At 67.5% G+C, this 11967-nt stretch carries 14 protein-coding genes; 13 read left to right on the forward strand and 1 reads right to left on the reverse strand.

Translation table 11 applies throughout. The features are described from left to right. Nucleotides 1-17: 17 nt before the first annotated feature. The 6 genes from AC07O4_RS28345 to AC07O4_RS28370 all read left to right on the forward strand — a co-directional run bounded on the left by AC07O4_RS28345 (nt 18) and on the right by AC07O4_RS28370 (nt 4053). Entirely contained in the window at nt 18-881 is an 864-nt protein-coding gene (locus AC07O4_RS28345; RefSeq protein ID WP_070059938.1) for an ABC transporter ATP-binding protein, read from the forward strand. After that, nucleotides 878-1660 carry a lipid asymmetry maintenance ABC transporter permease subunit MlaE gene (gene mlaE, locus AC07O4_RS28350; RefSeq protein ID WP_062471733.1) on the forward strand — a complete coding sequence of 261 codons (783 nt, stop codon included), beginning with the start codon at nt 878-880 and terminating at the stop codon, nt 1658-1660. Before AC07O4_RS28345 ends, mlaE begins: the two co-directional genes overlap by 4 nt. A gap of 41 nt (nt 1661-1701) precedes the next feature. Continuing rightward, a complete protein-coding gene (mlaD, locus tag AC07O4_RS28355; protein WP_062471729.1) occupies nt 1702-2190 on the forward strand; it encodes an outer membrane lipid asymmetry maintenance protein MlaD in 489 nt (162 codons plus the stop codon). Continuing rightward, nucleotides 2187-2936 (forward strand): MlaA family lipoprotein, encoded by a 750-nt coding sequence (locus AC07O4_RS28360; RefSeq protein WP_070059937.1) that lies wholly within the window; start codon nt 2187-2189, stop codon nt 2934-2936. Before mlaD ends, AC07O4_RS28360 begins: the two co-directional genes overlap by 4 nt. A 166-nt stretch (nt 2937-3102) precedes the next feature. After that, nucleotides 3103-3765, forward strand: coding sequence for an MlaC/ttg2D family ABC transporter substrate-binding protein (locus tag AC07O4_RS28365; RefSeq protein WP_062471721.1), 663 nt, complete (start codon nt 3103-3105; stop codon nt 3763-3765). Nucleotides 3766-3777: 12 nt separating this feature from the next. Beyond that, the gene (locus tag AC07O4_RS28370; RefSeq protein ID WP_062471718.1) at nt 3778-4053 is read left to right on the forward strand and encodes an STAS domain-containing protein; all 276 of its coding nucleotides are present in this window, start codon (nt 3778-3780) and stop codon (nt 4051-4053) included. Nucleotides 4054-4057: 4 nt separating this feature from the next. On the opposite strand, the gene AC07O4_RS28375 is transcribed toward AC07O4_RS28370, so the two are convergent. Next, on the reverse strand, nt 4058-5671 hold the full coding sequence (locus AC07O4_RS28375; RefSeq protein WP_495306265.1) for a serine hydrolase domain-containing protein: 1614 nt from the start codon (nt 5669-5671) through the stop codon (nt 4058-4060). A 152-nt stretch (nt 5672-5823) separates the two neighbouring features. Between AC07O4_RS28375 and AC07O4_RS28380 the strand changes: the two genes are divergently transcribed. The 7 genes from AC07O4_RS28380 to AC07O4_RS28410 are packed head-to-tail and all read left to right on the forward strand — an operon-like array spanning nt 5824 to nt 11963. Then, nucleotides 5824-6771 carry an ABC transporter ATP-binding protein gene (locus tag AC07O4_RS28380; RefSeq protein WP_070059934.1) on the forward strand — a complete coding sequence of 316 codons (948 nt, stop codon included), beginning with the start codon at nt 5824-5826 and terminating at the stop codon, nt 6769-6771. Nucleotides 6772-6776: 5 nt separating this feature from the next. Beyond that, nucleotides 6777-7532 (forward strand): ABC transporter permease, encoded by a 756-nt coding sequence (locus AC07O4_RS28385; protein ID WP_495306288.1) that lies wholly within the window; start codon nt 6777-6779, stop codon nt 7530-7532. A 19-nt stretch (nt 7533-7551) separates the two neighbouring features. Continuing rightward, nucleotides 7552-7794 carry a BolA family protein gene (locus AC07O4_RS28390; protein ID WP_062471708.1) on the forward strand — a complete coding sequence of 81 codons (243 nt, stop codon included), beginning with the start codon at nt 7552-7554 and terminating at the stop codon, nt 7792-7794. Nucleotides 7795-7836: 42 nt separating this feature from the next. Further along, nucleotides 7837-9126, forward strand: coding sequence for a UDP-N-acetylglucosamine 1-carboxyvinyltransferase (gene murA / locus AC07O4_RS28395; protein ID WP_062471705.1), 1290 nt, complete (start codon nt 7837-7839; stop codon nt 9124-9126). Then, nucleotides 9123-9764 carry an ATP phosphoribosyltransferase gene (gene hisG / locus AC07O4_RS28400; RefSeq protein WP_062471702.1) on the forward strand — a complete coding sequence of 214 codons (642 nt, stop codon included), beginning with the start codon at nt 9123-9125 and terminating at the stop codon, nt 9762-9764. The genes murA and hisG overlap by 4 nt, the downstream gene beginning before the upstream one ends. An 11-nt stretch (nt 9765-9775) precedes the next feature. Beyond that, nucleotides 9776-11098, forward strand: coding sequence for a histidinol dehydrogenase (gene hisD / locus AC07O4_RS28405; RefSeq protein WP_159274022.1), 1323 nt, complete (start codon nt 9776-9778; stop codon nt 11096-11098). A 37-nt stretch (nt 11099-11135) separates the two neighbouring features. Continuing rightward, nucleotides 11136-11963 (forward strand): hypothetical protein, encoded by an 828-nt coding sequence (locus tag AC07O4_RS28410; RefSeq protein ID WP_495306266.1) that lies wholly within the window; start codon nt 11136-11138, stop codon nt 11961-11963. Nucleotides 11964-11967: the final 4 nt, after the last annotated feature.

Here is an 11967-nt window from a genome sequence, read left to right on the forward strand (position 1 = left end):
GGAAACCGCATGCCGGGATGCCTGAGAAGGCGCCCGGCTTTTTTATTGAGATGGACCCAGCCACACCCACGTCTTCCTCCTTCGTCGAGTTCCGCGATGTCACGTTCGGCTACGGCGCGCGCGCGATCCTCGACGGCGTGTCGTTTTCCGTGCCGCGCGGCAAGGTGACGGCGTTGATGGGGGCATCGGGTGGTGGCAAGACCACCGTGCTGCGCCTCATCGGCGGCCAGCAGCGCGCCCAACGCGGCGAGGTGCTGTTCGACGGGAAGGATGTCGGCCACTTCGATGTCGCGACGCTGTATGCGGCGCGGCGCCGCATGGGCATGCTGTTCCAGTTCGGTGCGCTGTTCACCGACATCAGCGTGTTCGACAACGTGGCCTTTCCGTTGCGCGAGCACACGCAGCTGTCGGAAGCGCTGGTGCGCGACATCGTGCTCATGAAGCTGGACGCCGTCGGGCTGCGCGGCGCGCGCGACCTGATGCCCAGCGAGGTGTCGGGCGGCATGGCGCGGCGCGTGGCGCTGGCGCGTGCGATCGCGCTCGACCCCGACCTCGTGATGTACGACGAGCCCTTCGCGGGGCTCGACCCGATCTCGCTCGGCACGGCCGCGCGGCTGATCCGCCAGCTCAACGACGCGCTCGGCCTCACCAGCATCATCGTGTCGCACGACCTCGAGGAAACCTTCCGCATCGCGGACCACGTGATCATCCTGGCCAACGGCGGCATCGCCGCGCAGGGACGGCCCGACGAGGTGCGCGAGAGCGTCGATCCGCTGGTGCACCAGTTCGTCAATGCACTGCCTGACGGGCCGGTGCGCTTCCATTACCCGGGCGTCAGCATCGAAGACGACTTCGGCAATGGCGAAGGAGGGCGCTCATGACCTGGTGGAAGCCCGCCGACGTCGGCTTTGCCGTGCGCAGCCAACTGGCCGACATGGGCCATGCGGCCAAGCTGTTCCTGCGCCTGCTCGGCCCGGGCGCGCAGATCATGCGCCGCTTCGGGCTGGTGCGTGATCAGATCCATTTCCTGGGCAACTACTCGCTCGCCATCATCGGCGTGTCGGGCCTGTTCGTGGGCTTCGTGCTCGGGCTGCAGATGTACTACGCGCTGCAGCGCTACGGCTCGTCCGAGGCGCTCGGCCTGCTGGTGGCGCTGAGCCTGGTGCGCGAACTCGGTCCCGTGGTGGCGGCCCTGCTGTTCACCGGCCGGGCCGGCACCTCGCTGACGGCCGAGATCGGCCTCATGAAAGCCAACGAGCAGTTGAGCGCCATGGAAATGATGGCGGTCGACCCGGTGCAGCGCATCCTCGCGCCGCGCTTCTGGGCCGGCGTCATCACCATGCCGCTGCTGGCGGCCGTGTTCAGCGCGGTCGGCATCATGGGCGGCTATGTCGTGGGCGTGCTGATGCTGGGCGTCGACCCGGGCGCGTTCTGGGGCCAGATGCAGGGCGGCGTCGACGTCTGGCGCGACGTCGGCAACGGCGTCATCAAGAGCATCGTGTTCGGTTTCACCGTGACCTTCGTCGCGTTGCTGCAGGGCTTCGAGGCCCAGCCGACGCCCGAGGGCGTGTCGCGCGCGACCACGCGCACTGTGGTGATGGCGTCGCTGGCGGTCTTGGGGCTCGATTTCTTGCTCACCGCCATGATGTTCAGTATCTAAAGGGCCCCTGGCTCCATCGTTCTAGACAGAGAGTGCAAACCATGCAACGTTCCACCAACGACATCTGGGTCGGCCTGTTCGTGCTGATCGGCGGCGCCGCATTGCTGTTCCTGGCGCTGCAGTCGGCCAACCTGCTGAGCCTGAACTTCCAGAAGACCTACACGGTCACCGCGCGTTTCGACAACATCGGCGGGCTCAAGCCCCAGACGGCGGTCAAGAGCGCTGGCGTGGTGGTCGGTCGTGTGGAATCCATCGCGTTCAACGACAAGGCCTTTCAGGCCGATGTGACGCTGGCGCTGCAAAACCGTTACAGTTTTCCCAAGGACAGCTCGCTCAAGATCCTGACCAGTGGCCTGCTCGGCGAGCAGTACATCGGCATCGAGGCGGGCGCCGAGGAAAAGAACCTGCAAGCCGGCGACACCATCACCGCGACCCAATCGGCCGTGGTGCTGGAGAACCTGATCAGCCAGTTCCTGTACAGCAAGGCAGCCGAGGGGAATACGGCGCCGGGAACAGCCAACAAGAAATGACCACACGACTTTTTTCGTCGACTGCTATTAAAAGTGTAGCTAGCTCCGCCCGTTGGGCCACCGCCACCGTCGGTTTCGCCCTCGTGGCCGGATGCGCCACCGGATCCGGCGCAAGCCCGACCGACCCCTTCGAGCCGTACAACCGCGGCATGACGCGCTTCAACGACACCGTCGACGAGGCCGTGCTGGAGCCCGTGGCCACTGCCTACCAGAACGTGGTGCCCTCGCTGGTGCGCCAGGGCGTGACCAACTTCTTCAGCAACCTCGGTGACATCTGGAGCCTGGCCAACAACGTGGCCCAGCTCAAGCTACAGAACAGCGCCGAGACCTTCATGCGGCTGAACGTCAACACCTTCTTCGGCCTGGGCGGCCTGCTCGACGTCGCTTCCGAGGCGCGCCTGCCGCGCCACGAGGAAGACTTCGGCCAGACGCTGGGCTACTGGGGCGTGGGCGCCGGTCCGTACGTCGTGCTGCCGTTGCTCGGCCCCTCGACGCTGCGCGACACGATCGCCCGGCCGCTCGACATGTACGGCGACGCGCAGGGCCATATCCACGACATCGCCTGGCGCAATTCGCTGGCAGGCCTGCGTGTCGTGGACACCCGCTCGCGCTACCTGGGTGCCACCCGCCTGCTCGACGAAGCCGCGCTCGACAAGTACTCGTTCACGCGCGATGCGTTCCTGCAGCGCCGCCGCAACCAGGTCTACGACGGCAACCCGCCGGACGACGACAACGCCGGCAAGTGACGGCAAAAGAGGGCGGACGGGGTGGTCCTGCTTGCATCCGGTTGCAAGGCTTCACCTCCGCTTCAGGAACCCGGTCGGCCTGGCGCCTGTCGAAACCGTTCCTGTCTCAGCACGGGGCCATTGGCTGCACCGTGCAGGGAAGACAATTCAACCTGAGGGACTCACCATGAACAACAAGATCTTGCTGCAACGACGCGACCTGGGCCGCCTGGCATTGGCCGGCGCGCTGCTGTTCGGCGCCGCCACCGCCTTCGTGCACCAGAGCGCATTCGCGGCCGACGAAGCCCCCGACGCGCTCGTCAAGCGCCTGTCGACCGACGTGCTTGAGACCATCAAGGCCGACTCGTCGATCAAGGCCGGTGACATCAACAAGATCATGCTGCTGGTCGACAGCAAGATCATGCCCAACGTCAACTTCCAGCGCATGACCGCCTCGGCCGTCGGCCCGGCCTGGCGCCAGGCCACGCCCGAGCAGCAAAAGCGCCTGCAGGACGAGTTCAAGACCCTGCTCGTGCGCACCTACGCCGGCGCGCTCGACCAGGTGAGTGACCAGACCGTCACCATCCGCCCGTTCCGCGGCGCGCCCACCGACACCGACGTGCTCGTGCGCACCGAGGTCAAGGGCCGCGGCGACCCGGTGCAACTGGACTACCGCCTCGAAAAGACCCCGGGTCAGGGCGCTGGCTGGAAGGTCTACAACCTGAATGTGCTGGGCGTGTGGCTGGTCGACACCTACCGCACCCAGTTCGCGCAGGAAATCAACAAGAGCGGTATCGATGGCCTGATTGCCGCGCTGGCCGCGCGCAACAAGGGCAACGGCAAGGGCTGACGGGCGCACGCCATGCTGGTCCTTCCCTCCCGACTCACCCACGACGAGGCTCCTGCCTGCATGCGCATGCTGCAGCAGGGGCTCAAGGGCCAGACCGATTCGTCGTCCACCGTGGTCGACGCCACGGCACTGGCCCAGTTCGATTCCTCCGCGCTGGCGGTGCTGCTCGAGTGCCGGCGCGAATCCAGCGCGCTGGGCCGGGGGTTCTCGGTCAAGGGCCTGTCGCCGCGCCTGCGCGAACTGGCCGCGCTGTACGGCATCGCGGGCCTTCTGCCCGCTGCACCCTGACGCCCTAGCGCGTGCGTGGCACCGCTGCGGTCAGCAGCGTGAGTGCCTTGTTCAGGGTCGAGGTCGCGAATCGCTCCCCCTTGGAGTGGCCGATGCGCACGACGACGAGATCGTGCGACGGAATCACGAGCACGAACTGGCCCCCTGCGCCGAGCATGTAGTAGGCCGTCGTCGGTGCCGCCAGTGCCCCCGTTCCATTGATCCAGAAGAATCCCCCGTAGATGGGGCGCTGGTCTGCGGCCCAGGCCGGTGCGGCCGTGCTCACGAAATTGACGAATCCCTCGGGAAGAATGCGCTCCCCGTTCCACACCCCGTCCTGCAGGTAGAGATTGGCCAGCCGGGCCCAATCGCGGGCCGACATGAAGTCGTAGCCTTGCGTGAGGAAGTTGCCGTAGGGATCGGTCTCGATCACCATGGAGCGGATGCCGATCTTGTCGAAGATGGCACGCTGCGGGAACGAGAAGTACTCTTCGCCGCGCTTCTCGACCGCAAGGCGGACCAGGTAGTTGGCAAGCACCGGATCGGTGTTGCGGTAGCGGCCCACCGTGTTGGGCGGCCATTGCTGCGGTCGGGTTGCGGCGTAGTTGAATGCGTTGATCCGGCCTGTGTAGTAGTAGATGTGATCGGGGTAGGTGCCGTTCGGGTCGAAGTCCGGATCGTCCGGGGCCTTGATGCGCAGCCCGCTGGACATGCGCAGGATGTCGGCAATGCGGATCTGCTGGCGGCCGTCGCCGGCACCTTGCCATTCGGGAATCGGTGCGGGCTGGTCGAGCTTGTACACACCCTGCTTGATCAGCACGCCCATCATCGTGGCCACGACGCTCTTGCCCATCGACCATGATTCGAGCGGCGTTGTCGCGCTGATGCCGCTCATGTAGCGCTCGCCGATGAGCCGCCCCTTGTGCGTGACCACGAAGGCCGCGGTGTAGGCCTCCGTGGTTTCGAAGGCGGCGCCGAGGGCCTGGTTCACCTTGGCCATGTCGACGTCGGCGGGCGGCGGGCCGTTCGGCAGCACATCGCCCATGGGCCAGGGCACGGTCGTGGGGTCGGCCAGCGCGCTCTTGACATTGACGGGTGTGAAGAAAACGTCGTCCTTGCCGGGCGGCAGCGTGATGCAACCCTGCGATCCGAAGTGGCGGGCCACCAGCGTCGGGCCGCCGTTGGGCATCGTGATGCGGACCTCCTTCTTGGTGCGGTCGACCACCGGCGCTCCCACCTTCTTGCGCTGTTCGTACGGCCCCGTGAAGTACCCGATGGTTTCGGCGGCGACTGCAGGATCGAGTCCGGTGATGAAGACCGCCGAGCACATGGCCTTGGCATAGCCGGACGTGTTGTGCTCCAGCACATCGCCGGGTGGTGGCACGTAGGGCGTGTCCAGCTCCAGGCACTTGGCGCGCGCAATGAGTGCATCGCGGGCCGGCAGCTGGGCCGAACCGGCAGATGAAGTGCAAGGTTGGGCGGTGCCGCCCCCTGCGCCAGCGCCTGCGCCGCCGCCGACAAGGGCGATGCCGCCACCTCCGCCGCCACCACCTCCACCTCCTCCCCCGCAAGCAGTCAGCACCATCGCCAGGAGCAGGGCGGCAACGGTTGGGAGGGGGCTGCGGGTCAAACACTTCATTGGCGTTCCTCGCGATGGGCGGTTGCGGTGCGCAGAATCGGCACCGGCGGGATTGTGGGTGAACTTCGGGCCGATGCCTAGCGCGGCCGGCTCCCCGCGTTCACCCCTGAGCAGCGCCGAAAAACCCATCGCCCGTAAAATCGCGGGCTCCCATGCCCGCGATCTCATTCCAGTCGGTCTCCAAGACCTACCCTCCCTCCCGTCAGCAACGCGCCCAAGGCAAGCAGGGGCTGCGTGCGGTCGACGAGGTTTCCTTCCAGATCGAGCCGGGCGAGTTCTTCGGCCTGCTCGGCCCCAACGGCGCGGGCAAGACCACCCTCATCAGCATGCTGGCGGGCCTGTCGCGGCCCACGGCGGGCGCGATCAGCGTGCACGGTTTCGACGTGCAGCGCGACTACGCCGAGGCTCGGCGCCAGCTCGGCATCGTGCCGCAGGAGCTGGTGTTCGACCCCTTCTTCAACGTGCGCGAGTCGCTGCGCATCCAGTCGGGCTACTTCGGCATCAAGAACAACGAGGCCTGGATCGACGAGCTGCTGCAGAGCCTGGGCCTGGCCGACAAGGCCACCGCCAACATGCGCCAGCTCTCGGGCGGCATGAAGCGCCGCGTGCTGGTGGCGCAGGCGCTGGTGCACAAGCCGCCGGTCATCGTGCTCGACGAGCCCACGGCCGGTGTCGACGTCGAATTGCGCCAGACGCTCTGGCAGTTCGTCGCCAAGCTCAACAAGCAGGGCAGCACCGTGCTGCTCACCACCCATTACCTCGAAGAGGCCGAGGCGCTGTGCAGCCGCATCGCGATGCTCAAGCTCGGCAAGGTGATCGCCCTGGACCGCACCAGCGAGCTGCTGAAGTCGGCCGCGAGCAATGTGCTGCGCTTCAAGACCGACGCCATGCTGCCCTGGGCCATCGCCCAGCACGCGCGCATCACCGGGCGCATCGTGCAGTTGCCGGCGCAGAACGCGCATGAAGTCGAACAACTGCTGGCCGCGATCCGCGAAGCCGGCGTCGCGGTGGAAGACGTGGAAATGCGCAAGGCCGACCTGGAAGACGTGTTCATCGACCTGATGGCGGGCGAGCAGACGCCGCTGGAGGTGTCGCGATGATGGCCGTGACCGGGTGGCGAGCGCTGCTCTACAAGGAAACGCTGCGCTTCTGGAAGGTCGGCTTCCAGACTGTCGGCGCGCCGGTGCTCACCGCGCTGCTGTACCTCATGGTGTTCGGCCATGTGCTCGAAGGCCGCGTGACGGTCTACGGCACCGTGGGCTACACCGCCTTCCTGATCCCCGGCCTCGTGATGATGAGCGTGCTGCAGAACGCGTTCGCGAACAGCTCGTCCTCGATCATCCAGAGCAAGATCATGGGCAACCTCGTGTTCGTGCTGCTCACGCCGCTGTCGCACTGGGGCTGGTTCTTCGCCTACGTGGGCTCCTCGGTGATCCGCGGGCTGGCGGTGGGCGCGGGCGTGTTCGCCGTGACCGTTTTCTTCGCCGTGCCGAGCTTCGTGGCGCCGGTGTGGATCCTGGTGTTCGCGCTGCTGGGCTCGGCCATGCTGGGCACGCTCGGCCTCATCGCCGGGCTCTGGGCCGAGAAGTTCGACCAGATGGCCGTGTTCCAGAATTTCCTGATCATGCCCATGACCTTCCTGTCGGGCGTGTTCTATTCGATCGGCTCGCTGCCGCCGTTCTGGCAGAGCGTGAGCCACCTGAACCCCTTCTTCTACATGATCGACGGCTTCCGCTACGGCTTCTTCGGGGTGAGCGACGCTTCGCCCTGGCTGAGCTTCGGCATCGTCGGTTCCGCCTGGCTGGTGGTGAGCGCCATCGCTGTCCACCTGCTGCGCATCGGCTACAAAATCCGCGGCTGACCGCGACTTCCAAGACCCCATGACCGCTGACGAACTCCAAGCCATCATCGCTGCCCATCTGCCGTGCGAGCACATCACGCTCGAGGGCGACGGCCGACATTGGTACGCGACCATCGTCTCGGCCGAATTCGAGGGCAAGCGCGCCATCCAGCGCCACCAGCGGGTCTACGCCACCCTCGGTGCGAAAATGCACACCGACGAGGTGCATGCGCTCTCGATGAAGACCTATACGCCGGCCGAATGGGCGGCAGTGGACAAATGACTTTCCGGCCCTTGCGGGCCTCCTGATTTCGCTGGATCCTTCATGGACAAACTTCTGATTCGCGGCGGGCGTGAGCTTCGCGGCGAAGTGCTCATTTCCGGCGCCAAGAACGCCGCGCTGCCCGAGCTGTGCGCGGCGCTGCTGACCGACCAGCCCGTGGTGCTGCACAACGTGCCGCGCCTGCAGGACGTGTCGACCATGCTCAAGCTGGTGCGCAACATGGGCGTGACGGCCGAGGCCGACGACAACGGCACCGTGCGTCTGAACGCCGGCGAGCTCGGCAACCCCGAGGCCCCCTACGAACTGGTGAAGACCATGCGCGCCTCGGTGCTGGCCCTGGGGCCGCTGCTGGCGCGCTTCGGCCACGCCAAGGTGTCGCTGCCGGGCGGCTGCGCCATCGGCTCGCGGCCGGTCGACCAGCACATCAAGGGCCTGCAGGCGATGGGCGCCGAGATCGTGGTCGAGCACGGCTACATGGTCGCGCGCCTGCCCGAAGGGCGCACGCGGCTGAAGGGCGCGCGCATCCTGACCGACATGGTCACCGTCACCGGCACCGAGAACTTCCTCATGGCCGCCGCGCTGGCCGAGGGCGAGACGCTGCTCGAGAACGCCGCGCAGGAGCCCGAGATCGTCGACCTGGCCGAAATGCTGATCCGCATGGGCGCGAAGATCGAAGGCCACGGCACCAGCCACATCCGCATCCAGGGCGTCGAGAAGCTGCACGGCTGCGAGCACGCCGTGGTGGCCGACCGCATCGAGGCCGGCACCTTCCTGTGCGCCGTGGCGGCCACGGGCGGCGAGGCCTTCCTGCGCCATGCGCGCGGCGACCACCTCGACGCCGTGATCGACAAGCTGCGCGACGCCGGCTGCACTGTCGTGACAGAGCCCGACGGCATCCGCATCGGCTCGCAGGGCCCCGCGTACGACCACCTGAAGGCGCAGAGCTTCAGTACCACCGAATACCCCGGCTTCCCCACCGACATGCAGGCCCAGTTCATGGCCCTGAACGTGATCGCGCGCGGCGCCTCGATGGTCACCGAGACCATCTTCGAGAACCGCTTCATGCACGTGAACGAGATGGTGCGCCTGGGCGCGCGCATCCACGTCGAGGGCAAGGTCGCGATGGTCGAGGGCGTGCAACAGCTCTCGGGCGCCACCGTGATGGCCACCGACCTGCGCGCCTCCGCCAGCCTCGTCATCGCCGGCCTCGTGGCCGAGGGCGAGACATTGGTCGACCGCATCTATCACCTGGACCGGGGTTATGACCGCATGGAATCGAAACTGCGCGGCCTCGGTGCCGACATTGAACGCGTGACGGGAGCCGCCGCATGATCACCCTGGCTCTTTCCAAAGGCCGCATCTTCGAAGAGACGATGCCCCTGCTGGCCGCCGCCGGCATCGAGGTCACCGAAGACCCCGAGAAATCGCGCAAGCTCATCCTCGACACCACCCGCCCCGACGTGCGCGTGGTGCTGGTGCGCGCCTCCGACGTGCCCACCTACGTGCAGTACGGCGGCGCCGACCTCGGCGTGACCGGCCTGGACGTGCTGCTCGAGCATGGCAACCAGGGCCTGTACCAGCCGCTGGACCTGCGTATCGCGGCCTGCCGCCTCAGCGTGGCCGTGCGCGCCGACTACGACTACGCCTCGGCCGTGAAGCAGGGCTCGCGCCTGCGCGTGGCCACCAAGTACGTGGGTCTGGCGCGCGACTTCTTCGCCAGCAAGGGCGTGCACGTCGACCTGATCAAGCTCTACGGCAGCATGGAGCTGGCGCCACTCACGGGCCTGGCCGACGCCATCGTCGACCTGGTCTCGACCGGCAACACACTCAAGGCCAACCACCTCGTCGAGGTGGAGCGCATCATGGACATCAGCGCCCGGCTGGTCGTCAACCAGGCCGCGCTCAAGCTCAAGCGCGAACCCATCCGCCGCATCATCGACGCCTTCGCGTCCGCCATTCCCTCCGCCTGAACCTCAAGCCCATGACTCTGCAAGCAGCCCCCGCCCGACTGTCCACGAACTCAGCCAGCTTCGACGCTGAATTCAAGGCGCGGCTGCATTGGTCCGCGGACGACGACGCGGCCATCGAGAAGGTGGTGGCAGACATCCTGGCCGACGTGCAAAAACGCGGCGACGAGGCGGTGCTGGAATACACCAACCGCTTCGACAAGCTCGACGCGAAGACGCTGCCCGAGCTCGAACTCACGCAGGCCGAGCTGAAGGCCGCGTTCGAGGGCCTCCCCGCCGCGCAGCGCGACGCACTAGAAGCCGCCGCGCGCCGCGTGCGCAGCTACCACGAGGCGCAGAAGAAGGCCTCGGGCGAAAGCTGGAGCTACCGCGACGCCGACGGCACGCTGCTCGGCCAGAAGGTCACGCCGCTGGACCGCGTGGGCATCTACGTGCCGGGCGGCAAGGCCGCGTACCCGTCGAGCGTGCTGATGAACGCCATTCCCGCTCACGTCGCCGGCGTGGGCGAAATCATCATGGTCGTGCCCACGCCGAAGGGCGAGAAGAACCAGCTCGTACTCGCCGCCGCCTACGTGGCCGGCGTGACGCGCGGCTTCACCGTCGGCGGTGCACAGGCCGTGGCCGCGCTGGCTTACGGCACGGCCACCATCCCGGCCTGCGACAAGATCACCGGCCCCGGCAACGCCTACGTGGCCGCCGCCAAGCGCCGCGTGTTCGGCACCGTGGGCATCGACATGATCGCGGGCCCGAGCGAAATCCTGGTGCTGGCCGACGGCTCCACGCCGCCCGACTGGGTGGCCATGGACCTGTTCAGCCAGGCCGAGCATGACGAGCTGGCGCAAAGCATCCTGCTGTGCCCCGACGCCGCCTACATCGACCGCGTGCAGGCCGAGATCGACCGCCTGCTGCCGACCATGCCGCGCGCCGAGATCATCGCCGCCTCGCTCAACGGCCGCGGCGCGCTGATCCACACGAAGAGCATGGAAGAGGCCTGCGAGATCAGCAACCGCATCGCCCCCGAACACCTGGAAGTCAGCAGCAGCGAGCCGCACCGCTGGGAGCCGCTGCTGCGCCACGCCGGCGCGATCTTCCTGGGCAACTTCACCAGCGAGAGCCTGGGCGACTACTGCGCCGGCCCGAACCACGTGCTGCCGACCAGCGGCACGGCGCGTTTCTCGAGCCCGCTGGGCGTGTACGACTTCCAGAAGCGCTCCAGCCTCATCGAGGTGAGCGAGGCCGGCGCGCAGGTGCTGGGCCCGATCGCGGTCACGCTGGCCGAAGGCGAGGGCCTGCAGGCGCACGCCGAAGCCGCGCGCATGCGCCTGCGTAAGATCTGAGGCTCCAACAACCCCGCTTCAGGGAGGAGCACGCCAGATGATTCAACGCCTCTATCGCTCGCGATTTTTCCGCTTCGCCACCGGCCTCGTTGCCGGTGCCGCCTTGCTGGCCGCCTGCACCCAGATGCCGCAGAACCGCGCCGAGACGACGGCGATGGCGGCCACGTCCAGTGCTGCCAAGCCCGCACCCGCGCCGGCCCAGCTCGGCACGCAATGGGGCGAAGGCATCGAGTCGAAGACCCGCACGGTGGCTGCCAAGCGCCTGTCCGACCAGCCCGACGACGTGGCCTCGATCGGCTACAACGACGCGGCCAGCGTGCGCCGCGACGCGGGCAGCAACCCCGAGCGCCGGCTGAACCTGCAGCTGGCCCAGGGCGACATCGAATGGTCGGTGCTCGACGAGAACGACCGCCCGCTGCCGCTGCAGCGCGCACGTCGAAGCGGCAACGACATGTTCCGCCTCGCCGGCGTCGAAGGCGCGCGCTACACGCTGCGCTTTCGCAACCTCAGCGACCGCAGCTACGAGGTGATCGCCACCGTCGACGGCCTGGACGTGCTCAACGGCAAGCCCGGCAGCCTGCGCAACGGCGGCTACGTGCTGCGCCCGCAGCAGACGCTCAACATCGAAGGCTTCCGCAAGAGCCAGAGCGAAGTGGCCGCCTTCCGTTTCGCCACGCCGGGCCGTGCCTACGCCGCGAACACCGAGGCCGGCGACGTGCGCAACATCGGCGTGATCGGCGCCGCGCTGTTCGAGCTCGAAGAGCCGAACACCCCGCGCCGCACCCGCCGCGACGCCTCGCCGTCGCAGCCCAGCGCCTTCCCGGCCGACGGCGCGTACGCGCCGCCGCCGCGCTACCGCAAGTAAGCCG

The organism is Variovorax sp. GW821-FHT09D04, assembly GCF_059416405.1.